This window comes from Acinetobacter sp. Marseille-Q1618 (assembly GCF_902809855.1).
Classification (GTDB): Bacteria; Pseudomonadota; Gammaproteobacteria; order Pseudomonadales; family Moraxellaceae; genus Acinetobacter.
In genome coordinates this window covers 642,367-668,916 of the sequence record NZ_CADDWJ010000002.1, presented here as the reverse complement: position 1 = coordinate 668,916, position 26,550 = coordinate 642,367, and the positions used below count along the sequence as shown (strand labels likewise).

The 26,550-nt window shown below is 38.9% G+C and carries 21 protein-coding genes, 2 tRNA genes and 3 rRNA genes; 15 read left to right on the top strand and 11 right to left on the bottom strand.

Annotated elements, in window-relative coordinates; genetic code table 11:
- Window positions 1-15: 15 nt before the first annotated feature.
- Both mpl and HUS24_RS10320 read right to left on the bottom strand, forming a co-directional pair.
- Window positions 16-1,383 carry a UDP-N-acetylmuramate:L-alanyl-gamma-D-glutamyl-meso-diaminopimelate ligase gene (gene mpl, locus HUS24_RS10325; RefSeq protein WP_173911941.1) on the bottom strand — a complete coding sequence of 456 codons (1,368 nt, stop codon included), beginning with the start codon at window positions 1,381-1,383 and terminating at the stop codon, window positions 16-18.
- Window positions 1,384-1,513: 130 nt separating this feature from the next.
- A complete protein-coding gene (locus HUS24_RS10320) occupies window positions 1,514-2,263 on the bottom strand; it encodes a hypothetical protein (protein WP_173911940.1) in 750 nt (249 codons plus the stop codon).
- Window positions 2,264-2,357: 94 nt separating this feature from the next.
- Here HUS24_RS10320 and HUS24_RS10315 point away from each other — a divergent pair, with 94 nt between their 5' ends.
- The 4 genes from HUS24_RS10315 to HUS24_RS10300 all read left to right on the top strand — a co-directional run bounded on the left by HUS24_RS10315 (window position 2,358) and on the right by HUS24_RS10300 (window position 6,420).
- On the top strand, window positions 2,358-2,699 hold the full coding sequence (locus HUS24_RS10315; protein WP_173911939.1) for a DMT family protein: 342 nt from the start codon (window positions 2,358-2,360) through the stop codon (window positions 2,697-2,699).
- Window positions 2,700-2,874: 175 nt separating this feature from the next.
- Entirely contained in the window at window positions 2,875-3,390 is a 516-nt protein-coding gene (purE, locus tag HUS24_RS10310; RefSeq protein ID WP_173911938.1) for a 5-(carboxyamino)imidazole ribonucleotide mutase, read from the top strand.
- A gap of 27 nt (window positions 3,391-3,417) precedes the next feature.
- Window positions 3,418-4,539, top strand: coding sequence for a 5-(carboxyamino)imidazole ribonucleotide synthase (locus tag HUS24_RS10305; protein ID WP_173911937.1), 1,122 nt, complete (start codon window positions 3,418-3,420; stop codon window positions 4,537-4,539).
- A 585-nt stretch (window positions 4,540-5,124) separates the two neighbouring features.
- The gene (locus HUS24_RS10300; RefSeq protein WP_173912541.1) at window positions 5,125-6,420 is read left to right on the top strand and encodes a lytic murein transglycosylase; all 1,296 of its coding nucleotides are present in this window, start codon (window positions 5,125-5,127) and stop codon (window positions 6,418-6,420) included.
- Window positions 6,421-6,501: 81 nt separating this feature from the next.
- On the opposite strand, the gene HUS24_RS10295 is transcribed toward HUS24_RS10300, so the two are convergent.
- From HUS24_RS10295 to grpE, 6 genes are all read right to left on the bottom strand, one after another.
- Window positions 6,502-6,879, bottom strand: coding sequence for a hypothetical protein (locus HUS24_RS10295; protein WP_065995184.1), 378 nt, complete (start codon window positions 6,877-6,879; stop codon window positions 6,502-6,504).
- Window positions 6,880-6,982: 103 nt separating this feature from the next.
- A complete protein-coding gene (locus HUS24_RS10290) occupies window positions 6,983-7,897 on the bottom strand; it encodes a matrixin family metalloprotease (protein ID WP_173911936.1) in 915 nt (304 codons plus the stop codon).
- Between the two features lie 72 nt (window positions 7,898-7,969).
- Entirely contained in the window at window positions 7,970-8,491 is a 522-nt protein-coding gene (locus tag HUS24_RS10285) for a hypothetical protein (RefSeq protein WP_173911935.1), read from the bottom strand.
- A complete protein-coding gene (locus HUS24_RS10280) occupies window positions 8,491-8,907 on the bottom strand; it encodes a hypothetical protein (protein WP_173911934.1) in 417 nt (138 codons plus the stop codon). Before HUS24_RS10280 ends, HUS24_RS10285 begins: the two co-directional genes overlap by 1 nt.
- Window positions 8,908-9,010: 103 nt before the next feature.
- The gene (dnaK, locus tag HUS24_RS10275) at window positions 9,011-10,954 is read right to left on the bottom strand and encodes a molecular chaperone DnaK (RefSeq protein WP_173911933.1); all 1,944 of its coding nucleotides are present in this window, start codon (window positions 10,952-10,954) and stop codon (window positions 9,011-9,013) included.
- Window positions 10,955-11,078: 124 nt separating this feature from the next.
- Complete coding sequence (grpE, locus tag HUS24_RS10270; RefSeq protein WP_065995180.1) at window positions 11,079-11,615, bottom strand: nucleotide exchange factor GrpE; 537 nt, start codon at window positions 11,613-11,615, stop codon at window positions 11,079-11,081.
- 789 nt (window positions 11,616-12,404) lie between these two features.
- Here grpE and HUS24_RS10265 point away from each other — a divergent pair.
- On the top strand, window positions 12,405-12,668 hold the full coding sequence (locus HUS24_RS10265; protein WP_173911932.1) for a molybdenum ABC transporter substrate-binding protein: 264 nt from the start codon (window positions 12,405-12,407) through the stop codon (window positions 12,666-12,668).
- A gap of 122 nt (window positions 12,669-12,790) precedes the next feature.
- Here HUS24_RS10265 and HUS24_RS10260 read toward each other — a convergent pair whose 3' ends face one another.
- Window positions 12,791-13,285 (bottom strand): hypothetical protein, encoded by a 495-nt coding sequence (locus HUS24_RS10260; RefSeq protein ID WP_173911931.1) that lies wholly within the window; start codon window positions 13,283-13,285, stop codon window positions 12,791-12,793.
- 204 nt (window positions 13,286-13,489) lie between these two features.
- Here HUS24_RS10260 and HUS24_RS10255 point away from each other — a divergent pair, with 204 nt between their 5' ends.
- Window positions 13,490-14,560, top strand: coding sequence for an alpha/beta hydrolase (locus HUS24_RS10255; RefSeq protein ID WP_173911930.1), 1,071 nt, complete (start codon window positions 13,490-13,492; stop codon window positions 14,558-14,560).
- A 47-nt stretch (window positions 14,561-14,607) separates the two neighbouring features.
- On the opposite strand, the gene HUS24_RS10250 is transcribed toward HUS24_RS10255, so the two are convergent.
- Window positions 14,608-15,270 (bottom strand): acetoacetate decarboxylase family protein, encoded by a 663-nt coding sequence (locus tag HUS24_RS10250; RefSeq protein WP_254433846.1) that lies wholly within the window; start codon window positions 15,268-15,270, stop codon window positions 14,608-14,610.
- A 113-nt stretch (window positions 15,271-15,383) separates the two neighbouring features.
- Between HUS24_RS10250 and HUS24_RS10245 the strand changes: the two genes are divergently transcribed.
- From HUS24_RS10245 to HUS24_RS10210, 8 genes are all read left to right on the top strand, one after another.
- Complete coding sequence (locus tag HUS24_RS10245; RefSeq protein ID WP_173911928.1) at window positions 15,384-15,947, top strand: peptidylprolyl isomerase; 564 nt, start codon at window positions 15,384-15,386, stop codon at window positions 15,945-15,947.
- A gap of 435 nt (window positions 15,948-16,382) precedes the next feature.
- Window positions 16,383-17,921, top strand: a 16S ribosomal RNA gene (locus tag HUS24_RS10240).
- Window positions 17,922-17,980: 59 nt separating this feature from the next.
- A tRNA-Ile gene (locus tag HUS24_RS10235) sits at window positions 17,981-18,057 on the top strand.
- A gap of 46 nt (window positions 18,058-18,103) precedes the next feature.
- Window positions 18,104-18,179: transfer RNA gene (locus HUS24_RS10230), tRNA-Ala, on the top strand.
- Between the two features lie 378 nt (window positions 18,180-18,557).
- Window positions 18,558-21,450: ribosomal RNA gene (locus HUS24_RS10225) — 23S ribosomal RNA — on the top strand.
- A gap of 183 nt (window positions 21,451-21,633) precedes the next feature.
- Window positions 21,634-21,748, top strand: a 5S ribosomal RNA gene (gene rrf / locus HUS24_RS10220).
- Together the 16S, 23S and 5S rRNA genes with 2 tRNA genes alongside form the textbook arrangement of a ribosomal RNA operon.
- Window positions 21,749-22,110: 362 nt before the next feature.
- Window positions 22,111-23,460: an aromatic acid/H+ symport family MFS transporter gene (locus tag HUS24_RS10215; protein WP_173911927.1), complete on the top strand. Its 1,350-nt coding sequence runs from the start codon at window positions 22,111-22,113 to the stop codon at window positions 23,458-23,460.
- A 204-nt stretch (window positions 23,461-23,664) separates the two neighbouring features.
- Window positions 23,665-23,979: an ankyrin repeat domain-containing protein gene (locus HUS24_RS10210; protein WP_173911926.1), complete on the top strand. Its 315-nt coding sequence runs from the start codon at window positions 23,665-23,667 to the stop codon at window positions 23,977-23,979.
- Window positions 23,980-24,257: 278 nt separating this feature from the next.
- Here HUS24_RS10210 and HUS24_RS10205 read toward each other — a convergent pair whose 3' ends face one another.
- Window positions 24,258-24,941, bottom strand: a complete 684-nt coding sequence (locus tag HUS24_RS10205) for a TIGR04219 family outer membrane beta-barrel protein (RefSeq protein ID WP_173911925.1) — start codon at window positions 24,939-24,941, stop codon at window positions 24,258-24,260.
- A 132-nt stretch (window positions 24,942-25,073) separates the two neighbouring features.
- Between HUS24_RS10205 and HUS24_RS10200 the strand changes: the two genes are divergently transcribed.
- Window positions 25,074-26,507, top strand: a complete 1,434-nt coding sequence (locus HUS24_RS10200) for an aldehyde dehydrogenase family protein (RefSeq protein ID WP_173911924.1) — start codon at window positions 25,074-25,076, stop codon at window positions 26,505-26,507.
- Window positions 26,508-26,550 lie beyond the last annotated feature (43 nt).

Genomic DNA, 26,550 nt, shown 5'->3' with positions numbered 1-26,550 from the left:
TAAATCTTATATCGCTTATTTTGCTTTTAATGCCGTAAGCAATTTTTGATGCAAACCGCCAAAACCGCCATTTGACATAATTACTACAGCATCGCCCTCACCTGCTTCTGCCACGACAGTTTGGATAATCTCATCTAAGGTACGTGCAATAACGGCTTTATTTGGCGCAGCCTCAATCACAGGCTGTAAATCCCAATCCAAACCTTCAGGCTGATACCAAATCACTTCATCTGCCAAACGTGCAGAATGCGCCAAGCCATCTTTGTGTGACCCCATGCGCATGGTGTTTGAACGTGGTTCAATGATCGCCCAAAGTTTACGCTCGCCTAAGCGTTTACGTGCGCCTTCAAGCGTGGTATCAATCGCCGTTGGATGATGGGCAAAGTCATCATAAACTTCGATGCCATTGATAGTATCCAAAAGCTCCATTCGGCGTTTTACACCCCCAAAATTCGACAATGCTTCGCATGATTGTTCAATTGAAACACCCACATGTTCAGCAGCAGCAATGGTCGCTAGCGCATTGGCAACACTGTGCTGCCCTGTCATGCTCCATTGAACGATGCCTTTTACAACACCATGTTGCAGTACTTTAAAATGCGAACCATCTGCAGAGAGCTGTTCTGCATAGACTTCAGCATTGTCATTTGCTTCAAGTGACGTACGCACTACAGGTGTCCAGCAGCCCATTTCTAAAACTTCATCAATATTGCTTTCCGTAATTGGGGCAATGATGCGCCCTTCACTTGGAATGGTACGCACTAAATGATGGAATTGTTTTTGGATCGCAGCCAAGTCATCGAAAATGTCAGCATGGTCAAATTCAAGGTTATTTAAAATCGCTGTTTTAGGATGGTAATGCACGAACTTAGAACGCTTGTCGAAGAATGCAGAATCGTATTCATCCGCTTCAACACAGAAATATTTACCACCACCTAAGCGTGCGCTTTCACTAAAACCTAAAGGTACACCACCGATCAAGAAACCAGGATTTAAGCCTGCTTGATCAAGTACCCATGCCAGCATGGTCGTGGTTGTCGTTTTACCATGAGTTCCTGCAACACCTAATACATGTTTGCCTTGTAAAACGTGATCTGCAAGGAATTGTGGGCCTGAAATATATGGTAAGCCTTCATTGAGCATATATTCTACCGCATCAATGCCACGTTTCATGGCATTACCTACGATCACAAGATCAGGATGAGGTTGTAAATGGCTACGATCATAGCCTTGCATTAGAGTAATGCCTGCATTTTCTAATTGGGTCGACATGGGTGGATAAACGTTCTGATCTGAACCTGTCACCTTATGTCCTAGATCACGTGCCAATAATGCCAATGAACCCATAAAGGTGCCACAAATACCCAAGATATGCAGATGCATTCGTTCTAACTCCACTGCTTTTTGACACATCACGTTGTTGTTGTGCTGTTGTCGTGATTAATTCGATTTGAAAGCAACGATAGCAAGGGTTTAGGGAAAATGATAGTTTTTCTTGTTGTGTTTTAATGATCTATTCTTCCTTATCCCAATCCAAAAAGTATCCGATTGAATTTGGTCGCCAAAAAACAATATTTGCACTCAATGCTGTTAAGTATTCTTTATATCCTACAACACCTGTTAGTTCTAATTCATCAGTGGTATTTAATGGATGAGTAAAATTAAGAATTAATTCAGCGGTATGAAAAATTCGAAAAAAATCTCCTTGAATGAGAATAGTTTTACGATCTTTTTCCCAATTTATTTTATGTGCTTCGATTTCATCCTGACCTGAGGTTTGAATAAATTCTAATTTTTGCTTGTTTTGATATAAAGCATCCAGATATGAATAGATTTTAGTAAATGAATATTCTATTTTTTCTATATTTATATCAAAATGATAAAATGCTATAGGTTTAATAATGATTTGATCAATAAAAGAATTTTTATGCTTTAAATGAAGTGTAATCGTTTGTTGTTTAAACAGGGCAAGATATAAGTAAAATGCAAATAACATGTAATTATATGGCGATGCTGCTACATCTAGTGCATCTATTTTTCTCCAGTCAACATACATTTGCTCTTTAGAACGGATGGCAAATTCATCCAGCTCGAATGAATTTGAGGTATTTTGAAAGTGATCATGATGAAAGTAAATTGATTGTGCATATTCAGTATTTCCTTCAATTAAACTTTTCTTGAATAAGGCTTGAATTTCTGAATATTGAGGAGTTTCGTGTGAAAAATCTAATTGAGAATTTATAAGATCAAGCTCTACTTTCATAAGTCTATTTCCAGTAAAAATTTATAAATAATAACTTTCTTTTTTGTTCATATTTTTGTGTAATTTAGCATCATTATAATGTGTTTAAAATAACATGCTGCTCCCCCTTGTACTCCTCATCCTTGCCAACTGTTTTATGACGCTTGCATGGTACGGACATTTAAAATTTTTACCGCATGATGCACCTCTTTGGCAGGCGATTTTATTCAGTTGGGTGATTGCGTTGTTTGAATATAGTTTGATGATTCCCGCAACCAAACTTTTAGCGCAACAAGGTTTTGCTGTTGGACAAATGAAAATCACGCAGGAAGTAGTGACTTTATTGGTCTTTGTCCCTTTTATGATTTTTCTATTTAAGCAACCGTTTAAGTTAGATTATTTATGGGCAGGGTTATGTTTATTGGGCTGTGTTTATTTTGTTTTTAGAAATCAATAAAGGCATACATTTCGATAATTTTCATATTCTCCTAAAAAATAATGAAAATATCGCCCTACTACGTCCGTTAAATTTTATTGAGATGAAAAATCAGTCTATAATATGGGGCTCTTATTAAAGCTTGGCTCTCTCGTCGAGATTTATCTCTACTTTTTTAATCTCTGGAAAATTTGCAATGAATGCGGCCGCAGCACAAGACGCTCAACCTCTAGTTGGAATTATCATGGGTTCTCAGTCAGATTGGGCAACCTTAGAAAACACTGCCAATATGCTCAAGCAACTTGGTGTTCCTTTTGAAGCGGAAGTTGTTTCTGCACACCGTACCCCAGATCGCTTGTTCGAATATGCCGAAACTGCACGTGAACGTGGCATTCAAGTGATTATTGCAGGTGCAGGTGGTGCAGCGCATTTACCAGGTATGTGTGCGGCAAAAACGGATCTTCCTGTACTGGGTGTTCCTGTAAAATCGTCTATTTTAAATGGCGTAGATTCATTGCTTTCGATCGTGCAAATGCCTGCGGGAATTGCAGTCGGAACATTGGCAATTGGTCCTGCGGGTGCTACCAATGCAGCGATTATGGCAGCGCAAATCTTGGGTTTAACACGTCCAGAAATTGCAAAAAATGTTGCAGATTTTCGTGCTGCGCAAACTGAAAAAGTAGCAAGCAAAAACATTCCAGGTCAAATCTAAAGCCAAGCTGAAAACGGGACACAGATTATGAATAAAACCATCGGTATTTTTGGTGGTGGTCAATTGGGTCGTATGATGGCGCAAGCTGCCCTACCGCTCAACATTCAATGCACTTTCTTTGAAGCCAATACAAACTGTCCTTCTGCGGCATTAGGTCAAGTATTTTCAAGTAAAGCGGCAAATGGCTTGCAAGATTTTATTGCCAGCGCGGATGTTTTTAGCCTTGAGTTTGAAAATACGCCGTTGATTGATGTGGATGTATTGACCAAACAAAAAGATTTACATCCGCCACGCCAAGCATTGGCGATTGCACAGCATCGTTTGTCAGAAAAAGCACTCTTTGATGAATTAGAAATTCCAGTTGCACCCTATAAAGCGGTGACTTCGCTGGATGAGTTGAACAATGCTGTAGCGGAGCTTGGTTTACCAATCGTGCTCAAAACCTCACGTGGTGGATATGATGGTAAAGGTCAGTTTGTATTGCGTACAGCAGATCAAATCGAGCAAGCTTGGGCAGAACTCGGTCCTGCTGGTGAACTCATTGCGGAAAGTTTTGTAACCTTCTCACGTGAAGTTTCAATTATTGCGGTACGTGGTATTGAGGGTGATGTAAAAACTTGGCCTTTGGCGGAAAATCATCATCACAACGGTATTCTTTCCCATTCGATTGTTCCTGCGCCAAACAGTACAGATTTACAACCTGTGGCACAAGATTACATTACTCGCCTGCTCAATCATTTAAATTATGTCGGCGTGTTGACGCTTGAGCTGTTTGTGACAGATAAAGGCTTATATGCCAATGAGATGGCACCACGTGTGCACAACTCTGGACATTGGTCGATTGAAGGTGCAATCTGCTCACAGTTTGAAAATCACATTCGTGCAGTTGCAGGTTTACCACTTGGTTCAACTGAAGTGGTTCGCCCAACGGTAATGATCAATATCATTGGACAATATCCAAAGTCTGAAGATGTTTTGGCGTTAAATGGTGCACATTTACATCTTTATAATAAGACTGAGCGTGAAGGTCGTAAAATTGGTCACATCACTTTGATGCCAAATGACAGTGCTGAACTAACGACTTTATGCCGTCAATTGGCGAAGATCTTGCCTAATCCTTTGGCTTTAAGCGAAGATATGAGCATTTAAATCTAAATTTGCATGTAAAAAAAGCGATCAATAGTTTGGTCGCTTTTTTATTTTTTTAATTTCAGTATGATGCTCAGCTTTCATTTTCATCCTCATAGAATAGTTTGGCTATAACCCTGTATTTTCAAAAATAAGCACATCAATCACTTTAAATTCAAATATATGTTTTAAATTTAAAACAAAAATTTCATGTTTGAATTTAAAACTGAAAGGATGAATTTAAAAGCTATGAATTTAAAAGCGTTGTTTTAAATTCATAACTTTTTCTCCTTGGATTTATAGAGATAATTTTTAATTTAAAATAAATATTATGTAAATAAATCACTTAAAAGATATTGTTCAACCTTTAAATTTAAAAAATGTGGATAAGTTTTATTGCTATTTTAAAATTTAAAAGTCTAATTCTATTTTTGAATTTAAATTTTGAGAGGGTTTGTTTGTGGATAACTTGTTTTAAATTTAAAAATAAAATATGAATTTAAAACTGAAAAATGAATTCAAAATTTACGTTTTGTTTCTGTCATTTTATCCACAGAATGGTATGTTAATAACATAATTTTAATGAACAAAGATTTTGTGGATCGTATGCGTAGCTTATCTTTTTTATGTGGTACGGCTTTTTTAGCCATGACACAGGCAAATGCCGAACTGGTGATTAATGGTCAGCCAGCACCTGTTAGCTCAACAACTGTCATTTCAAATACAACTTCAGATTATTCACCAGCGCGTGATTTTCAGGGCTGCCTAGCCAATTTGCGTTCAAGAGCTATTGCTTCTGGAGTCAGTGGCACGACTTATGATCGTTATACACAAAACTTAACGCCTGATTATTCAGTGATCGCTAAACTCAACTATCAACCTGAATTTTCTACTCCGATTTGGGATTATCTTTCAGGTTTGGTGGACGAAGAACGAGTACAAAAAGGGCGTGAGATGTTAGTGCAACATCGTGATACTTTAAACCGAGTTGCAGCAGCTTATGGTGTACCTGCTGAAACAGTAGTGGCGGTTTGGGGGGTAGAGAGTAATTTTGGTGATATTTCTGGTAAATATCCATTATTACAGGCTTTGGGTACGTTAAGCTGTGAAGGGCGTCGCCAAGATTATTTCCGAGGTGAGTTTTTTGCCACCATGCGTATTTTACAACGTGGTGATTTACGTGAAGAGCAACTCAAAGGTTCATGGGCAGGGGCGTTTGGTCATACGCAGTTTATGCCATCTACTTATGAAGAATTAGCTGTAGATTTTGATGGTGATGGTCGCCGCGACTTGGTTTCCAGCACGGCTGATGCTTTAGCTTCAACCGCAAATTTCCTGAAAAAACGCGGTTGGCAAACAGGTATGCCGTGGGGCTTTGAAGTGCGAATTCCTGACAGTGCTTCAGTGGGTGGTGAAAGTCGTCGTAATAAAAAATCTTTAAGTTCTTGGGAAAGTCGTGGTTTTACCCGTGTGGATGGTTCGCCGATTATTCAAGGAAATTTATCAAGTACATCACAGGCAGGTTTGATGATGCCTGCAGGCGCAAGTGGTCCAGCATTCTTGGTATTTAAAAACTTTGATGCAATTTATGGGTATAACGCAGCAGAAAGTTATGCTTTGGCGATTGCACATTTGTCTGATCGTTTACAAGGTAAAGGTGCTTTCCAAACAGCGTGGCCAACGGATGATGCAGGAACTTCTCGTGCGGAACGCCGTGAAATCCAAAATTATTTGTTGAAAAAAGGTTACGACATTGGTGAAGCGGATGGTTTGATTGGAGATAAAACTCGTCAAGCGATTCGCCAAGAACAAGCACGTTTGGGCTTGAATCAATCGGGTCGGGCAGGGCAACAGATTTTAAAAGAATTTCGTAATGAAGCTGCAAAAAGTATGATGCAATAGCGTGTATGTTCTTTAAATTTTAAAAAACAAAAGTCTGCATGTGCAGACTTTTGTATATTTTGGGATTTATGTATTTAAAAATTACTCAATATCAGTTTGATCAATCTTCACAGCTTCTAATAAATCTAAAATCACTGCTGTCACATCTTGTGTATGATCCCGATCATTAAAAATTTCATATGCCGTAATGGTTACATCGGTATCACTTGGTAGTTGTTTTTGTTCTTCTTCAATTAAGTGCTGAATTGGCAATAACGTTTGTTTGATTTCGATATGTAAAATATCCTCAAACTCGATATTTTCATCTTCGAGTTCGATTTGTTGCTCATTGAAATAAGGCAATAAAATAGAATGGAGATACGGTTGAAGTTCAGTAATATCAAAAATCTCAATATCACGTGTTTGTTCAATCGTGCTGATATGATCATTTACTTCAAGAATAATATGATAATAACTCACAGGAATCTCCTTTAAATATCTATTGTCACAATAGCATGATTTGCACAAAATAAAATTAATACTTATTTACAATATGGATTTAAAATCAACATCAAACGATTTGTTAACGTGAGTTTAACATTGCTAAATCCGCAGCGGTTAATCTAAAGTTTTGCAAATCTTGTTCTTTCATCATTGGATACATGAGTGCTTTGGGATCAGTGTTATGTAATAGCCCAAGCGCATGACCGAGTTCATGTGCGATGGTTACTCTCAAGTCTGCATCAGATTGAAATTCATAAATATTAATACTTTTGCCATTAAATACGCCTTTATCAAACTGGCGAGGTTGAAAGCGTGCATTAAACTGATCGACTGAATGATTAAATTGTTGGTTATTTGAATTTAAAATATCGACCTGTTGGTTAAGTCGCTCAACTTTTTGATTATGCGAAGCAAGCCTTTGACTTAAATTAAATTTTTCTGTTTCTAATTGATCTTTTAATTGTTGCAACTGGGCTTGTACTGAAGGGTGTATAGCTTGATTAGATTGGTTAATGCTCTCTACAAACTGATTGTATTGGTTGACTTTGGTTTCATAATTAACTTTATAGATGTCTATTTCACGATTGGACTGATCTAATTCAGCACGTAATTTTTCTATATTGCTTCTTTCACTATTTTGATATTGTTGCGTATTTTCTAAAATATTTAATTCTTGTTGGCGAGCTGTAGACTCGGCTTGACGCTCATCATAAATTAAATTGATCGTTAATTTTGCATTAGGATCATAGACAAATAAGCTTTTCATCGTGCCTTGATGCCAAATATCTGCGGCTTGTTGTGCCAAAAGTTCTAAATGTTGTTGGCTGATCTGAAAACGTGGATCAACATCACCGATGCGGTAACGTAAGCGCGTATCAAGAGGATGAGAAATACGGTCAATCGCAGAATTATGATTCAGCTGAGGGTGTAAATAGCGTTGTATAGAAAAATAAACAGTAAAAACAATGATGGAAACAATTAACCAGAAGCGCATTTTTTATATTTGAAAGTTGCAATATGAATAATTTAACTTAAATTACGAAATGCGCAAGTCTATGTTTTAAAATTATGCATTAAAAAGTAATTGAATATCAAAGAATAATAAAATAAACGCAAGCATGCTGAGTAGGTAGTTTAAATATTTAGACTTTTCTAGATAATCTGTTGCTGTGTAAAGATGTAAAAACTCTTTTGGGTGCAACAAGATATAGCTGATCTTTTGTTTGTATGTAGCATTAAACGATTGTTTTTGATTTTGTTTTATCAAAGTAGATTGGATAATCAAGGCATTGAGCCACCACAGGATCAATACAATAAAACTGGTAAAAGCAAAAGCCCAGAAGTAACGAATAAATGGATTTATCTCATAAAATATTTTTTCAGTATAAACATGATTTAATAATACAATACTTATCAAAAGCATGATTCTGTAAAAAATATCTCGAATAAAAACCAAGTCTTGCCTATGTTCTATCCCTTGTTTTAGCGCAGATTTTTTGAAAATCCAAGATACATAGTATGCAAAAGTATGACACAGTAATTCTAAACAAAGATAAAGCGCAACAGTTAGGGTGACAACTTTGAGCATTATTGGTCTTCAAATAGCGGTTCATACAAAGTAGGAATTGCTAAAATAGTCAGTAAAATACCTGAACAAACAAATGCGAGATCACTGAAAATGGCAGCAAAACTGCTCATATAGATCCAATGCATATAAGGTAGAAAATAGAGTAGAAAAGCTGGAAAAAAGGTATATAAATAGGCTTTTCTTGCCCAGTTTTTTCGAAAAAATAAACCAATGGTGATGACTAATACGATAATGAATGCACCACAAATAATGAATGTTTCTAAAGTCTGTGGTTCGGTATATAAAGTTTTGTCTAGTAATGCAAGTTCAGGTTGCGGGCTGAATATATCTACCAATGCAGAAATCAGTGGCAAAATAAATTGAGCAATGATCAAACTATAAAATACAGGTAAAGAGATAGCAGGGGATTTGTGCATTCTTGTCATTCTCATTTTATGATTCTGATCAATATAAAATAAATTGTGGCATAAAAAAACCGCTCAATTGCTTGAGCGGTTTATTTAGACATTCAATAACGAATTATTTTTTGTCATCTTTTACTTCAGTAAACTCAGCATCTACAACGCCATCGTCCGCTTTTTGCTGTTGTTGACCAGCATCACCACCGAACTGATTAGGATCGAAACCTTGCGCTCCGCCCTGACCTTGTGCAGCTTCATAAGCACGTTGTGTGATCGGCATGATGATGTTTTGTAAAGCTTCAGTTTTCGCTTTGATTGCATCAACATCATTTTCTTTCGCAGTCGCTTCTAACTCAGAAACAGCAGCATCGATTGCAGATTTTTCATCAGCAGTCACTTGCTCACCAAGATCTTTTACTGCTTTTTGAGCAGAAGATACGAGTGCATCCGCTTCGTTACGTGCTTTTGCAAGCTCTTCGAACTTACGATCTTCTTCAGCATTTGCTTCAGCATCTTTGATCATCGCTTCAATTTCAGCATCACTCAAACCAGAGTTTGCTTTAATTTGAATCGATTGCTCTTTACCAGTGCTCTTATCTTTTGCAGATACTTTCAAGATACCATCAGCGTTAATGTCAAATGATACTTCGATTTGTGGCACACCACGTGGCGCAGGTGGAATGTCGCCTAATTGGAAGTTACCCAACAATTTGTTTTGTTGAGCCATTTTACGTTCACCTTGGTAAACTGAAATGTCTACAGCAGGTTGGTTGTCCGCAGCAGTTGAGAACACTTGAGATTTCTTCGCAGGAATCGTGGTGTTTTTCTCAATGATCGGTGTTAATACGCCGCCCATGGTTTCAATACCAAGTGTCAACGGTGTTACGTCAAGTAAAAGCACGTCAGTTTTGTCACCTGAAAGTACCGCACCTTGAATCGCCGCACCAATTGCTACCGCTTCGTCAGGGTTCACGTCTTTACGTGGCTCTTTACCGAAGAACTCTTGTACTTTTTGTTGTACAAGTGGCATACGTGACTGACCACCTACCAAGATCACATCAGAGATGTCACTTGTTGACAGACCAGCGTCTTTAAGTGCAACTTTACATGGCTCAATAGTACGCGCTACTAAGTCAGCAACTAAACCTTCAAGTTTCGCACGTGTTACATTGATCACTAAGTGTTTAGGACCAGTTGCATCAGCCGTGATGTATGGAAGGTTGATTTCAGTTGAGTTCGATGAAGAAAGCTCAATTTTTGCTTTTTCAGCAGCTTCTTTTAAACGCTGTAACGCTAAAGGATCTTGTTTCAAGTTGAAGTTTTGTTCTTTTTTGAACTCTTCAACCAAGTAATCGATTAATGCATTATCAAAGTCTTCACCACCAAGGAATGTATCACCGTTAGTAGACAATACTTCAATTTGTTGGTCGCCATCTAAGTCAGCAATTTCAATGATTGATACGTCAAAAGTACCACCACCTAAGTCATATACTGCAACTTTACGATCGCCTTCTTTTTTATCCATACCGAACGCAAGTGCCGCAGCAGTTGGTTCGTTGATAATACGTTTAACGTCTAAACCAGCGATTTTACCCGCATCTTTGGTTGCTTGACGTTGTGCATCGTTAAAGTATGCAGGTACTGTAATAACCGCTTCTGTTACTGTTTCACCCAAATAATCTTCAGCAGTTTTTTTCATTTTTTTCAAAATTTCTGCTGAAACTTGTTGTGGTGCAAGTTTTTTGTCGTTGACTTCAACCCAAGCATCACCATTGTCAGCTTTTACAATTTTGAAAGGTACAAGACCGATGTCTTTTTGTACTGCTTGGTCTTCGTATTTACGACCGATCAAACGTTTGATTGCATACAATGTATTTTTAGGGTTAGTCACTGCTTGACGTTTTGCAGATTGACCGACCAACGTTTCGCCATCTTTATACGCAACGATAGATGGTGTTGTACGTGCGCCTTCAGCGTTTTCGATAACTTTAACTTTATCGCCTTCAAGTACAGCAACACATGAGTTTGTTGTACCTAAGTCAATACCGATAATTTTAGCCATTAATGTGTTCCTCTAAATTCTTTTTACAAATATGTTTATGCTTGTTATCCGATATGAGAGCCATTCAAAAATTTTCAAGTTATTTTTCAGAAAATATTTTTAAAAAGCTCAAATATTTTTGACCTTATTGACCTACCATAACCATTGCAGGGCGGAGCAAACGACCATTTAAGGTGTAGCCTTTTTGCAATACATTACCAATTTCATTGGCTTTGGCATTTGGATCTATACCCACTGCTTGATGTAAATCTGCGTTGAAACCTTGAGTGGTATCTGCTTCAACCACACCAAATTTTTCTAGTGTTGTTAGAAGTGACTTAAGTGTAAGTTTTACACCTTCAACCACAGCATTGTCTTCACCTGCTGCTTGAATAGCACGTTCAAGGTTATCCACCGACTCTAATAACTCTTTTGCAAACTTTTCAAGTACGGTGTCTTTATGCTTTTCTGACTCACGCTGAATACGTTCTACGCTTTTTTGCGCTTCATACACCGCATTGGCAGTACGTGCTTTTTCAAGCTTTAAGTTTTCTTCTAAATTGGTGATTTGCGCTTGTAAATCTTCAACTGAAACTTCAGCTTGCTCGTTTTCAGCTTGAGTTTGCTGTTCCGCTTGCTCTTGTTGAAGATCTTGAGCGTCTTGGTTTTGCTCAGTCGCCATTGATTTACTCCGTTTAAATGGGTTTTTAAACATGTACAGTCCTTTTCGGCATCAGTGTTCACTGTGTTCAGTTGAACTGCCATGAGTGTTTAATTTCTTAATACTCAAGAAGTGTGGGCATCAACAAAAAATTCAAGCGATTAGCGTGATTATTTGCTGTTATTTCGCATTTTTTTACAATTTCATAAAATATTTTAAGAAATTATTGTATGAGAAGCCTTTTATTGGGAGTTAAATTGAATCTAAGTCAAATTTTTAAATAAAAAATAAATGATAAAAATCAAACAAAACTATAGAAATATGAGTGAGGATGTACTATTTGGCATTTATATATAAAAGCAATAATTCCATTAAAATAAAATCTTTTTATTTCTGTTAGCAAAGCAGTATCCTTTGTGGTGTAGTTAATCCTGTAATTGTTTAGAAAATACTTTTTCGATGCGTATCCAACCCTCTTGGATACGCTTTTTTTTGCCTAAATTAGAAATTTTACAATGTAAGGTAAATCGTGTTTTGTATTGCGATATTTAACTGAAAATCGTTAAATCATCGCTAATTTCATATGAAAACTGCAATAATTTTGATTATAAAACAGCAGATTATTTAGTTTCATTTCACTGTATTTAAGCCTATTTAAAAATTAATAAAACATCTACAACCTGTTACTGGATCAGCTTAAAAGTCTAACCAAGAACACACGCAAAGCAGGGAAATATCGGGAATCATAAGCAGCACAAAGAATCAGACTCTTTGTGAAGTTTATAGTGTTTTAGAAAGGAAGTATTTTTAATGAAAAATTTAGGTTTAATTTCACTATTATTGGTAGGCGTATCTTTCGCTGCCGTTGGATGTACCTCAACAGAATCAACTAGTGCACCTGAAACAGCTGCAACCCAACAAGCACCACAAACAGATAGTTTTGCGCAAGCTGCAAGTGTAGATCATTCATCTCAAACAGGTGTAGCAGTACAAGCTGATCCGACATTACAACAATCCGCACCTGCGCAAGTCAATCCAGAAGCAGATGTCGTAGAACAATCTGCGGTACAATAATATCGCTAAAGACCCTATAAACAACAGTTTGGATGCCGTTGTTGTTTATAGAATCTAAATAAAAAAACCTGAGTTCGCTCAGGTTTTTAGTTTGTGAAAATAGCTATACATCTATTTTTATTTTAATCTTTTTCGTTTTCACCACGACGACGATCACGTTTTTTATCATTGTCTCTGCGTTGTTCATGACGCTCCCAATTACGGCTTTTAGACTCCCAAGGCTTCATACGATTTTCAAAAATAGTGCCTTGCTGTTGACGTTGCTGCCAAGTGTGTCTTTGGATTTGCTGTAAACGATTCTGTTCACGTTCTCTACGTTGACGATCTAAATGCTCTTGTTTTGTGCGATGTTGCCAATCACGCTGGCGACGATCACGATCAGCTTGTTGTTGACGGCGTTGTTGTTCTAGTCGTGCTTGTTGTAAGCGATATGCACGTTCTCTTTCCCAGCGATCACGGTCGTTATTACGTTCATAACGGCGATCATAACCACTATAGCCACCATAACCTCCACTATAGTAACCGCCTTGACGATATACGCCATCTTCAGGAAAAGCGACACAACCAACAGCCAATATTGCAGTTGTTATAGATACAATCATCGTCTTCATTATCATGACTGTCTCCTTGATTGGATAAATACGAATAGCATAAAAATTTAGATTTCAAGCGGAAAAGCGAATGACAAACGCTATAAAGTCAGATTAGCGTATCTAAGTTTTATATTTGTATATACATTGCTAGACTTATATACGAATATAGTCAGCTGAAGTCTGATCGTGTAGAAAATATGAAGAATCAAGTAAACAGAAGGACGAACTATGGTCGCTTTTAACAACAACATCCAAGAATTAATAGAAAAGGCACAAGGTCCTGCAGCACGTTCTTTGGATCGTTTACCGAAATTTGCACAAGAGTCATTGGCAAAACTATTAGGTTATCCTTATCAATACCCACAATTAGATAGTTTTACCAAATGCATGATGGCTGCCCAAATCAAGCAAGGAAAAATAGGTTTCATTGGTGCAGATGTTGAATATTCACGTAAACAATTTGAAATGCAAATGCAATCTATCTTGAATAGACCGACTTCAGTTCAATTTGTAGAAGATATTCGTTTGCCTTTACAAAGCGGCAGTATTTATGCTCGCCATTATCATCCTGCACCAAGTAAAAAATTACCTATGCTAGTTTTTTATCATGGTGGTGGCTTTGTAGTGGGTAGTGTAGATACCCATGACGAAGTGTGTCGACTCATTGCAACACACGCCAAAGTACAAGTGCTTAGTATTGAATATCCATTAGCGCCTGAAGTAGGACCTTATGATCTCATCCAATCATGTGAAGATGCACTGGCATGGGTTTATCAAAATCGACGTCAATTTAAAATTTTAAAAAATCGCATTGCTATCGCAGGAGATAGTGCTGGTGGGAATATCTGTGCAGTCTTGGCACAACGCACCGTTAATAAAACCTACGCACCTGAAGTCCAATTTTTAATTTATCCTGTAGTTGATTTTAAAAGTCGTCATCCTTCATTTTTTGCGTATAAAGACGGTTTAGTTTTGACAAATTCTGACATTGATCATGTCACTGAATATTATGCGACAAAATTTAATGTACCTTTGGATGCAACTATCATTTCACCGACTTATGGAAACTTAAAGAAATTAGCACCTGCATATATTATTACGGCAGGGCATGACGTATTGCATGATGAAGGTAAGATTTATGCTTACAAACTACGTCAAAATAATGTGAAAGTTCATTATCATGATTATGAAGATCAAACCCATGGTTTCATTAACTTAACGCCGATTTCTCGTAAGGCAAAAAGAAATGTGATTGATATGAGTAAGGATTTCAGAAAGTTTTGGGATAAATATAAATAATGAGTTAAATGCTGCTGGTGAGTTTTGGTTTCACGTGAAACCAAAGCTCACTTTACTAATAAGTGTTGCTTTATCGCTTCTGGAAAAATAAGTTCAAAGTTTGGTGCATAAAAGCCTTTTAAAAAGCGTGCTTTTGAAAAATCTGGGAAAATATCTTGGGTATTCTTCCAATGTGCTTGAGAAATAAGCCCTAAAGTTCCACAAAACTGAGGTTGAAAATCATATTGAACATGATCATGGTATTGTCGAATATTCAACAATGTATCAGGTATAAATTTTGAAGAAATTGCACGAGAGAAATTATTTTTAGAAAATTTAAGATGTAAGGAAAGCTCTTGGTCTTGATGAGAAATATAACAAAATAATTGATGATTATGACGGCGCCATTCAAATTGAGCCAGTTCTTTGGGAATACCCCAATGATGACGACCTTCATCTACAGATATTTGGTTAGAAACATAAATTTTAGGAATAGTAGATAAGTGATTTATATTTTTAAGCGGATGATCCAAAATCAATAACTCATCATAAGGGCCAACAGGAGAGTTATGATAACGAACTAATATCACTTGCACTAAACGACCAAAAGTTGTCGGTAAAATTCCCATTTTTGAATATTTGTGGGTAAATTGAGGACTAATCCAATAATTAAGAATAAAGCCTTCGCCATTTAAATGCCAAGGTAGTGAAGTGTGCTTTACATTTTCCATGTCAATCATCCCTTACTATTCTATTAATAAATGTTAATTTTTTATTTATAAATACTACACTAATATAAGTTTCTATGAATGAAAAGCCTAAATCTAAATCAGGAAAATATGTAATGAAAAAACTCAGTCTATCTTTTTTGCTTCTAGCAGCATCTAGTCAGCTTTTTGCAAATACGCAAATGCAAATTAAAACGAATCAGGGTGATATTGAAATTGAGCTATATGATCAACAAGCACCAATTTCCGTAAAAAATTTTAAAAATTATGTTAATAGTCAATTTTATAATGGAACGATTTTTCACCGTGTGATTCCAGGCTTCATGATTCAAGGCGGTGGCTTTAATAGCAATATGCAAGAAAAGCCAACACAAGCGGCTATTAAAAATGAAGCAAGTAATGGCTTAAAAAATGCTAGAGGTACATTGGCGATGGCAAGAACCAATGATCCAAACTCAGCAACCAGTCAGTTTTTTATTAATGTTGCTAATAATGACTTCTTAAATAAAGCCACAGGAAATCCTGGTTATGCAGTATTTGGAAAAGTTACTCAAGGAATGAATATTGTAGATAAAATCGTGAATGTTCCGACGCAAAATGTTGGTCCATACCAAAATGTACCGACACAAGCGGTAAAAATTATTAGTATTCAAACAAAAGTAAATACTGCAAAAAAATAAATCTAAAAATAAAGCAGAAATATTTTATTAATATTTCTGCTTTATAATTAAAAACTTATGTTTAAAATAGTATGAAATTGCATCATATTGGTGCATAAAAAAAAGACACTCAATAAAACAATCAGTTAAAAGCACTTGCATAGGTAAGAAATTGCCCTATAATGAGCTCATCCCAACGCGATACAGCAAACGAACTTAGCTTAACGGGTTAAGTTGTTAAATGTTTATTGCGTTTTATTTATCACTGACGAGGTGATAAATAATTCATTAAGAGAATATGAAGAACAACTTGTGTGGATTTTTACTGATTGATTAATCGAAATAATTATCATTGATTGATTGGTTTAAATTACTCGAAGTTTATTTGAGAGAATTTGTCAGTAATTGATGAGCCAGAATTGGTGTCTTATTCTTTAATAAAGGCACAAATGATTTTAACTGAAGAGTTTGATCATGGCTCAGATTGAACGCTGGCGGCAGGCTTAACACATGCAAGTCGAGCGGGGTGAGTTGCTTCGGTAACTGACCTAGCGGCGGACGGGTGAGTAATACTTAGGAATCTGCCTATTAGTGGGGGACAACATTCCGAAAGGGATGCTAATACCGCATACGCCCTACGGGGGAAAGCAGGGGATCACTTGTGACCTTGCGCTAATAGATGAGCCTAAGTCGGATTAGCTAGTTGGTGGGGTAAAGGCCTACCAAGGCGACGATCTGTAGCGGGTCTGAGAGGATGATCCGCCACACTGGGACTGAGACACGGCCCAGACTCCTACGGGAGGCAGCAGTGGGGAATATTGGACAATGGGGGGAACCCTGATCCAGCCATGCCGCGTGTGTGAAGAAGGCCTTATGGTTGTAAAGCACTTTAAGCGAGGAGGAGGCTCTTTTGGTTAATACCCAAGATGAGTGGACGTTACTCGCAGAATAAGCACCGGCTAACTCTGTGCCAGCAGCCGCGGTAATACAGAGGGTGCGAGCGTTAATCGGATTTACTGGGCGTAAAGCGTACGTAGGCGGCTTTTTAAGTCGGATGTGAAATCCCCGAGCTTAACTTGGGAATTGCATTCGATACTGGGAAGCTAGAGTATGGGAGAGGATGGTAGAATTCCAGGTGTAGCGGTGAAATGCGTAGAGATCTGGAGGAATACCGATGGCGAAGGCAGCCATCTGGCCTAATACTGACGCTGAGGTACGAAAGCATGGGGAGCAAACAGGATTAGATACCCTGGTAGTCCATGCCGTAAACGATGTCTACTAGCCGTTGGGGCCTTTGAGGCTTTAGTGGCGCAGCTAACGCGATAAGTAGACCGCCTGGGGAGTACGGTCGCAAGACTAAAACTCAAATGAATTGACGGGGGCCCGCACAAGCGGTGGAGCATGTGGTTTAATTCGATGCAACGCGAAGAACCTTACCTGGTCTTGACATAGTAGAAACTTTCCAGAGATGGATTGGTGCCTTCGGGAATCTACATACAGGTGCTGCATGGCTGTCGTCAGCTCGTGTCGTGAGATGTTGGGTTAAGTCCCGCAACGAGCGCAACCCTTTTCCTTACTTGCCAGCATTTCGGATGGGAACTTTAAGGATACTGCCAGTGACAAACTGGAGGAAGGCGGGGACGACGTCAAGTCATCATGGCCCTTACGACCAGGGCTACACACGTGCTACAATGGTCGGTACAAAGGGTTGCTACCTAGCGATAGGATGCTAATCTCAAAAAGCCGATCGTAGTCCGGATTGGAGTCTGCAACTCGACTCCATGAAGTCGGAATCGCTAGTAATCGCGGATCAGAATGCCGCGGTGAATACGTTCCCGGGCCTTGTACACACCGCCCGTCACACCATGGGAGTTTATTGCACCAGAAGTAGGTAGTCTAACCGCAAGGAGGACGCTTACCACGGTGTGGTCGACGACTGGGGTGAAGTCGTAACAAGGTAGCCGTAGGGGAACCTGCGGCTGGATCACCTCCTTAACGAAAGATTGACGATTGGTAAGAATCCACAACAAGTTGTTCTTCATTGATGTATCTGAGGGTCTGTAGCTCAGTTGGTTAGAGCACACGCTTGATAAGCGTGGGGTCACAAGTTCAAGTCTTGTCAGACCCACCACTACTGATAAGAGTGCAGAAAAGCAGAATACATTAAGATCTTAACTGGGGACTTAGCTTAGTTGGTAGAGCGCCTGCTTTGCACGCAGGAGGTCAGGAGTTCGACTCTCCTAGTCTCCACCATGTACTTTAAAGAGTACGGGCTAAATAATAGATTATAGAAATTAATGAATTTGATGAAAATTGAATTGATTAATTTCTGTGATTTATCACAGTTTACTACTTGCTGACGAGGCGGTAGTTAATCATTAACAGAATATATTTGAGTTGAAATAAATTGTTCATACTCGTTTTAGTTAACTTAGCAAGCAATTGTGAAAGTTAAATGAAATGAGTAACTAGCGATAAAACTGAATCAAGCGTTTTGGTATATGAATCTAATTGAAGCTGTACAGTGTTTAGATACACAGTACTTCGAACTGTAAATTAAATAAATAATTTATTATTTACTTAATTGTCTTAATCCTACTTGTAGGGGTTAACGACTGTTTGGGGTTGTATAGTCAAGTAATTAAGTGCATGTGGTGGATGCCTTGGCAGTCAGAGGCGATGAAAGACGTAATAGCCTGCGATAAGCTTCGGGGAGGCGGCAAATATCCTGTGATCCGGAGATTTCTGAATGGGGAAACCCACTTACCATAAGGTAGGTATCATATGATGAATACATAGTCATATGAGGCGAACGAGGGGAAGTGAAACATCTCAGTACCCTTAGGAAAAGAAATCAATTGAGATTCCCTCAGTAGCGGCGAGCGAACGGGGATCAGCCCATTAAGTTATATGTGTTTTAGCGGAATGCTCTGGGAAGTGCGACCGTAGAGGGTGATAGTCCCGTACACGAAAGGGCACATATAATGATGACGAGTAGGGCGAGGCACGTGAAACCTTGTCTGAATATGGGGGGACCATCCTCCAAGGCTAAATACTCCTGACTGACCGATAGTGAACCAGTACCGTGAGGGAAAGGCGAAAAGAACCCCTGTGAGGGGAGTGAAATAGATCCTGAAACCGCATGCATACAAGCAGTGGGAGCCAACTTGTTTGGTGACTGCGTACCTTTTGTATAATGGGTCAGCGACTTATATTCAGTAGCAAGGTTAACCGAATAGGGGAGCCGTAGAGAAATCGAGTCTTAATAGGGCGCATAGTTGCTGGGTATAGACCCGAAACCGGGTGATCTATCCATGAGCAGGTTGAAGGTTGGGTAACACTAACTGGAGGACCGAACCCACTGTCGTTGAAAAGCCAGGGGATGACTTGTGGATAGGGGTGAAAGGCTAATCAAACTCGGTGATAGCTGGTTCTCCCCGAAAGCTATTTAGGTAGCGCCTCGGACGAATACCATTGGGGGTAGAGCACTGTTTCGGCTAGGGGGTCATCCCGACTTACCAAACCGATGCAAACTCCGAATACCAATGAGTACTATCCGGGAGACAGACTGCGGGTGCTAACGTCCGTAGTCAAGAGGAAAACAATCCAGACCGCCAGCTAAGGCCCCAAAATTATAGTTAAGTGGGAAACGATGTGGGAAGGCATAGACAGCTAGGAGGTTGGCTTAGAAGCAGCCACCCTTTAAAGAAAGCGTAATAGCTCACTAGTCGAGTCGGCCTGCGCGGAAGATGTAACGGGGCTAAAACTATATGCCGAAGCTGCGGATGTATACAATGTATACGTGGTAGGGGAGCGTTCTGTAAGCCGATGAAGGTGGATTGAGAAGTCTGCTGGAGGTATCAGAAGTGCGAATGCTGACGTGAGTAACGACAAAACGGGTGAAAAACCCGTTCGCTGAAAGACCAAGGGTTCCAGTCCAACGTTAATCGGGGCTGGGTGAGTCGACCCCTAAGGCGAGGCCGAGAGGCGTAGTCGATGGGAAATTGGTTAATATTCCAATACTTCTGTGTAATGCGATGAGAGGACGGAGAAGGTTAAGTCAGCCTGGCGTTGGTTGTCCAGGTGAAAGGTTGTAGGCATGTATCTTAGGCAAATCCGGGGTACTCTATGCTGAGAACTGATATCAAGCTGTACTTGTACAGTAAAGTGGCTGATACCATACTTCCAAGAAAAGTCTCTAAGCTTCAGTTACACAGGAATCGTACCCGAAACCGACACAGGTGGTCAGGTCGAGTAGACCAAAGCGCTTGAGAGAACTCTGCTGAAGGAACTAGGCAAAATGGTACCGTAACTTCGGGAGAAGGTACGCTGCCGGTGGTGATTCCCCTCGCGGGATGAGCTGTTGGCAGCCACAGAAACTAGGCCCCTGCAACTGTTTATTAAAAACATAGCACTCTGCAAACACGAAAGTGGACGTATAGGGTGTGATGCCTGCCCGGTGCTGGAAGGTTAATTGATGGGGTTAGCGTAAGCGAAGCTCTTGATCGAAGCCCCAGTAAACGGCGGCCGTAACTATAACGGTCCTAAGGTAGCGAAATTCCTTGTCGGGTAAGTTCCGACCTGCACGAATGGCATAATGATGGGGGCGCTGTCTCCAGCAGAGGCTCAGTGAAATCGAAATCGCCGTGAAGATGCGGTGTACCCGCGGCTAGACGGAAAGACCCCGTGAACCTTTACTGCAGCTTGACATTGAACTTTGATCTTACTTGTGTAGGATAGGTGGGAGGCTTTGAAACCGAGACGCTAGTTTCGGTGGAGCCAATCTTGAAATACCACCCTGGTAATATTGAGGTTCTAACTCTGCTCCATAATCTGGAGCGAGGACCATGTCTGGTGGGTAGTTTGACTGGGGCGGTCTCCTCCTAAAGAGTAACGGAGGAGTACGAAGGTGCGCTCAGCGTGGTCGGAAATCACGCGTAGAGTATAAAGGCAAAAGCGCGCTTAACTGCGAGACCCACAAGTCGAGCAGGTACGAAAGTAGGTCTTAGTGATCCGGTGGTTCTGTATGGAAGGGCCATCGCTCAACGGATAAAAGGTACTCTGGGGATAACAGGCTGATACCGCCCAAGAGTTCATATCGACGGCGGTGTTTGGCACCTCGATGTCGGCTCATCTCATCCTGGGGCTGAAGCAGGTCCCAAGGGTATGGCTGTTCGCCATTTAAAGAGGTACGCGAGCTGGGTTTAGAACGTCGTGAGACAGTTCGGTCCCTATCTACCGTGGGCGCTGGAAATTTGAGAGGATCTGCTCCTAGTACGAGAGGACCAGAGTGGACGAACCTCTGGTGTACCGGTTGTGACGCCAGTCGCATCGCCGGGTAGCTATGTTCGGAAGGGATAACCGCTGAAAGCATCTAAGCGGGAAGCCTACCTCAAGATAAGATTTCCCTAGGACTTTATGTCCTCTAAAGATCCGTTCAAGACTAGGACGTTGATAGGTTGGATGTGGAAGTACGGCGACGTATGAAGCTGACCAATACTAATTGATCGTGAGGCTTGACTATACAACACCCAAACAGTTGTTGTATAAAGCTTAATTGATTCATTAAAGATCAAATGATCTAAAAATACTTGATTCAGATAACGCTTGAACATACAATTTCGCTCAAATTAAATTCTGTTAATAACTCTTTTGGAAAAAACCTTAGCAAACAAGTAAGACTAAGCAAGTATCCATAAACAGTTGTGCTGGCGACAATAGCAAGAGTGAACCACCTGATCCCTTCCCGAACTCAGAAGTGAAACCTCTTAGCGCTGATGGTAGTGTGGGGTTACCCATGTGAGAGTAAGTCATCGCCAGCTCATTATTCAAATCCCTCTGATGCTTATAGCGCAGGGGGATTTTTTTATGCAAAAGAGAAAGATAAAATTAGAAAAATAGAGTAAAAAGTTAGAGAAAATAATAGATAAATATTATAGAAATAAATCAAATATGAAGTTAGTTAAGAATAAAAATAGAAAATCTCTAACTGATTTTAACTAATCTATATATTCAAAATTAAATATTAAAATCATTTATTTATGTATTTTATATGTCTATAAAATTTTATTATCCCTATGTCTAATTGTCCATAAAAATAGGCTTATGTATATTTCGCCAACTTTGAATTTTACTAAAAAATTCATGTGAAATTTTGGACAAGTACTCATGGGAGATGAGAACGATGACAATGGAAAACGTAGATATTAATTCTGTAGTCGATAAGGCGAAATTCACCTCGTTTCACTTCAATGTAGTGGCTTGGTGCTTATTGATTATTTTATTTGATGGCTATGATTTAGCAATTAATGGGGTGGTGTTACCTCTTTTAATGCAAGATTGGGGATTATCTGCAGTACAAGCAGGTATGCTGGCAAGTACAGCACTTGCAGGTATGATGTTTGGTGCGATGTTTTTTGGCTCTTTGGCTGATAAAATCGGTCGTAAAAAAGTCATTATGATTTGTATTGTGTTATTTAGTGGTCTTACTTTTGCGGGTGGTTTTGCTTCTAATCCGACTGAATTTGCAATTTTACGCTTTTTAGCAGGTTTAGGAATTGGTGGGGTAATGCCGAACCTCGTTGCGCTAACTTCTGAATATGCCCCGATGAAAATGCGTAGCACATTAGTTACTACTATGTTTAGTGGCTATGCTGTGGGTGGGGTCATGGCTGCATTATTGGGTGCATGGTTTACTCCAAGTTTTGGTTGGCAAATCATGTTTTTTATTGCAGGCATTCCTTTATTTTTATTGCCTGTGATTTGGAAATTTTTACCTGAATCTTTGGCATTTATAGTGAAAGAAAATAAACAGGAAAAAGCCAGAACTATTGTACGTCGTTTGGCTCCAAACTTAACCTTAACAGAAAATACAACTTTTACTTTACCTAAAGTTGAAGTACCTGAAGCGGCAAATGTGGTGAGTTTGTTCCGTCGTGGGCGAGCAACAAATACGCTTTTATTTTGGTTAGCATTTTTCACATGTTTATTAACCATGTATGCATTAAGTAGTTGGTTGCCGAAATTAATGATGGCAGCAGGTTATTCAATGGATAACAGCCTCATGTTTATGATGGTCATGAATGTTGGTGCGGTTGTAGGCATTGTGGGTGGTGGCGTTTTAGCAGATCGTTTTCATTTAAAACCTGTTTTAATGTGTTTAGGTATTGTAGGCGCGATTGTAATGAGCTTAATGGGCTTCCAATCAAATCAATTCCTGTTATACATTTTAGTATTTTTGGCAGGTGCAGCGTCGATTGGCTCACAAATGTTGCTATATAGTTATGTTGCGCAATATTATCCACTTGCGATTCGCTCAACAGGGATTGGCTGGTCTTCAGCGATTGGTCGTATGGGCGCAATTGTTGGACCAATTTTAATTGGTGGTTTGTTGGGAATGAACCTACCTGCGCATTTTAATTTTATTGCAGTTGGATTACCTGTGTTAATTACAGCTATCGCTGTGGCTTTAATTATGAATGATGATGAATCTGAAAAAATAGGTGCAAGTTCAGGTGTTGCTGCAAAAGCTTAATTGAGCTGACCTTTAGAGCCTCCATATATTGGAGGCTTTTTAATTTTTAGATTTGGTTTTAGAGAATTTAAAAAATAGTTTTTTATTTATAAGATGTTTTATAGATTGAATTTTTACAGAATCTTAGAGTTGCAACAAAATTTTAATGTTGATCTGAGTTTAACAAATACATAATATAAAAAATCTTATCATTGAGTTGCCATAATGGAATTAAATTCATTTTCCCAAATCCCTGAAGATGATGAAGAATTACATCTTCCTGAACTTGTTTATTGGTCATCTTTAGGTGATTTGGAGCAAGTCAAAAAGTGTCTTGCTGGTGGTGCAGATGCAAATACCACAGATGAAGAAGGTTATAGCGCATTGCAAGCTGCTGCTGAAAATGATCATTTAGATGTTGTAAAACTCTTAATTGAGCAAGGTGCAGATCTCCACTATAAATCACAATATACTGCTTTGGCGCTTGCAGAAATGGCTGAAAATCAAGAGATAGTTGCGTATTTAAAAACTCTATTATGATAAAAAAGATAAAAAGAAACCCCATCATCCTGACGGGGTTGCTTTGTATTGGTTAGTTAGATTTGACTCCTGTCTAATCTCACGTTCCTGATGCTCAGACCGATTATTGTTGTTTTGTGTCTGGGAAACTTCCTGTTCCCTATGTCTATAGAATAGGCAATTTTTAAAAACTTCACTAGACGATATTTCCTGTAATTTATGTAGGTTATTTCCTACAAAGTGTCATAAAAAAGCAGACCATAAGATCTGCTTTTATTTTGCTTTAGTATATGAAACGCTTAGAAATGTGCATCTAAACCGATATATGGACCTTTGAACTCAAACTTCATATCTCGTTTATCTATGTCATCTAGTTCAATATTCATAACACGATAACCAACTTTTGCGCCCAAATCTAATAACATGCTTTGTACGAAGTTATATTGTACTTCTGCTTGAGCATCTGTGATTTTGACATCATTGACATTGGTATAAGTCGCTTCAGCTTTTGCGCTTAAGCCTGTAAATGGTAGCTTTCCACCAACTTCTGCATAAATAATAGGTGAATATTCATCTACATCCACAGATGTACCAAATTGTTTTACATCACCATTTAAACGGGTCGCACCCACACCAATATCTGCTTTGATGATATTGTCCAAAATTTCATAATATAAAATGAGATCTGTATGATCTAAATTTATATCTGTTTTGCTTAATTCATTACGATCTGTCTCTGTGTCTAGATTTGTATATTTCACTTTGACATTTGGAAGAATTGGAACAGGGTGTTCAAAAGCAGCAGAAACTTGCACAGTACCTTTACGATCTAAATCTTGGTCTGCTAAATTTTTTTCATCAATATTTGCTTTGCCATCCACATTCCAATAGCTGATATCACCTTTTAAGCCGATAAAGTCGGCTTGGGCAAATGAGCTTAATCCTAATATAGCAACAAAAATAGGTAATTGTTTTAACTTCATATGATCCTCTGGCTGAAAATATGTATTTTGGGGCAGATTGTTACTTAAATACATTTCATAGTTGTGCGAACTGAGGGCATGATATAGAGGTTTAAATGATTTTGCATTATCAGAATAAATGAAAGGGGATAAATGATGGCAGTGTTGGAATTTCCATTATATGTAGCGGGTAAAGCCACAAAAACACAGCAGTGGCTTGAAGTTGAAAATAAGTTTACAGGTGAAGTTTATGCCAAAGTTGCCTTGGCAGATGCAAAAACCTTAGAGAAAGCGATCAGCTCAGCAGTTAAGGCTGAACAGGAAATGGCAGCATTAAAACCATTTCAAAAGCAAAAAATACTCTTGCATTGTGTGAAGCGTTTTAATGAACTTCGAGAAGAATTAACCACACTTTTGATTATTGAAGGTGGAAAACCGAAAAATGCAGCAGCAGCAGAAGTTGAGCGTTTAATTAATACCTTCCAGATTGCAGCAGATGCAGTGACACAGTTGGATGATGGTCGTTTGATGTCCTTGGCGGTGACACCTGCGGCAGCGGCATATCGAAGTATGATTCAGCATGTACCGATTGGTGCAGTATCATTGATCAGTCCTTTTAATTTTCCATTAAATTTAACCGCACATAAAATCGCACCTGCGATTGCCGCAGGTTGTCCATTTGTATTGAAACCTGCGAGCTTAACGCCTATTTCTGCTTTAAAAATTGCTGAAGTTTTGGCAGAAACGGATTTACCTAAAGCGGCTTTTTCAGTTTTGCCATGTCCACGTGAACATGCTGATGTGTTAGTGACAGATGATCGTTTTAAATTATTAAGTTTCACAGGCTCAGATGTGGTCGGTTGGGACATGAAAGCACGTGCAGGACGTAAAAAAGTCACTTTAGAATTGGGTGGCAATGCTGCGGTGTTGATCGAGCCTGATACCGAAATTACCGATGCATTGGTCGATCGTTTGATCGGTGGGGCGTATGGACATGCAGGGCAAGTGTGTATCAGTGTGCAACGTATTTTGGCACATGCTGATATTTATGCAGAGCTGAAAAAGAAGTTGCTTGCGAAATTGAAAAAAATTCGAGCAGCCGATCCAACTTTAGATACGACTTTGGTTGGGCCGATGATCAAAGAGTCAGAAGCACAACGTCTGAAAAAATGGGTCGATAAAGCTGAGAAAAAAGGCGCAAAAATTCTCTGTGGCGGTAGTTTAAACGGTGTGTTATTTGAACCGACTTTACTGGAAAATGTCGATGAATCTTTAGACATTTATCAAAATGAAGCCTTTGGCCCTGTAGCGATTTTAGAAAAATATAAAGATTTTGAGAAAGGCATTGCCATCATCAATAAGAGTCGTTTTGGCTTACAGGCAGGTGTCTATACACAAAACCTGAATAAAATGTTATATGCATGGGATCATTTGCATGTTGGCGGTGTGATTATCAACGATATTCCAACTTTCCGTGTCGATAATATGCCTTATGGCGGTGTGAAGGATTCTGGTTTAGGACGAGAAGGCATTCAGTCTGCGATTCGTGATATGCAAGAAGAACGGTTATTGGTGATTAAGCAATAAAATTCATTTGAGATAAAGAAATCATTATTTCTTTATCTCTTTC

Coding starts and splice junctions, on each gene's coding strand:
- HUS24_RS10300 (WP_173912541.1), top strand. CDS start 5,125: ATGCGTAGCTTATCTTTTTTATGTGGTACGGCTTTTTTAGCCATGACA.
- grpE (WP_065995180.1), bottom strand. CDS start 11,615: ATGGCGACTGAGCAAAACCAAGACGCTCAAGATCTTCAACAAGAGCAA.
- HUS24_RS10280 (WP_173911934.1), bottom strand. CDS start 8,907: ATGCACAAATCCCCTGCTATCTCTTTACCTGTATTTTATAGTTTGATC.
- HUS24_RS10320 (WP_173911940.1), bottom strand. CDS start 2,263: ATGAAAGTAGAGCTTGATCTTATAAATTCTCAATTAGATTTTTCACAC.
- HUS24_RS10285 (WP_173911935.1), bottom strand. CDS start 8,491: ATGCTCAAAGTTGTCACCCTAACTGTTGCGCTTTATCTTTGTTTAGAA.
- dnaK (WP_173911933.1), bottom strand. CDS start 10,954: ATGGCTAAAATTATCGGTATTGACTTAGGTACAACAAACTCATGTGTT.
- HUS24_RS10200 (WP_173911924.1), top strand. CDS start 25,074: ATGATGGCAGTGTTGGAATTTCCATTATATGTAGCGGGTAAAGCCACA.
- HUS24_RS10245 (WP_173911928.1), top strand. CDS start 15,384: ATGAAAAAACTCAGTCTATCTTTTTTGCTTCTAGCAGCATCTAGTCAG.
- HUS24_RS10250 (WP_254433846.1), bottom strand. CDS start 15,270: ATGGAAAATGTAAAGCACACTTCACTACCTTGGCATTTAAATGGCGAA.
- HUS24_RS10290 (WP_173911936.1), bottom strand. CDS start 7,897: ATGCGCTTCTGGTTAATTGTTTCCATCATTGTTTTTACTGTTTATTTT.
- HUS24_RS10255 (WP_173911930.1), top strand. CDS start 13,490: ATGGTCGCTTTTAACAACAACATCCAAGAATTAATAGAAAAGGCACAA.
- HUS24_RS10265 (WP_173911932.1), top strand. CDS start 12,405: ATGAAAAATTTAGGTTTAATTTCACTATTATTGGTAGGCGTATCTTTC.
- purE (WP_173911938.1), top strand. CDS start 2,875: ATGAATGCGGCCGCAGCACAAGACGCTCAACCTCTAGTTGGAATTATC.
- HUS24_RS10210 (WP_173911926.1), top strand. CDS start 23,665: ATGGAATTAAATTCATTTTCCCAAATCCCTGAAGATGATGAAGAATTA.
- mpl (WP_173911941.1), bottom strand. CDS start 1,383: ATGCATCTGCATATCTTGGGTATTTGTGGCACCTTTATGGGTTCATTG.
- HUS24_RS10315 (WP_173911939.1), top strand. CDS start 2,358: ATGCTGCTCCCCCTTGTACTCCTCATCCTTGCCAACTGTTTTATGACG.
- HUS24_RS10205 (WP_173911925.1), bottom strand. CDS start 24,941: ATGAAGTTAAAACAATTACCTATTTTTGTTGCTATATTAGGATTAAGC.
- HUS24_RS10305 (WP_173911937.1), top strand. CDS start 3,418: ATGAATAAAACCATCGGTATTTTTGGTGGTGGTCAATTGGGTCGTATG.
- HUS24_RS10260 (WP_173911931.1), bottom strand. CDS start 13,285: ATGATAATGAAGACGATGATTGTATCTATAACAACTGCAATATTGGCT.
- HUS24_RS10215 (WP_173911927.1), top strand. CDS start 22,111: ATGACAATGGAAAACGTAGATATTAATTCTGTAGTCGATAAGGCGAAA.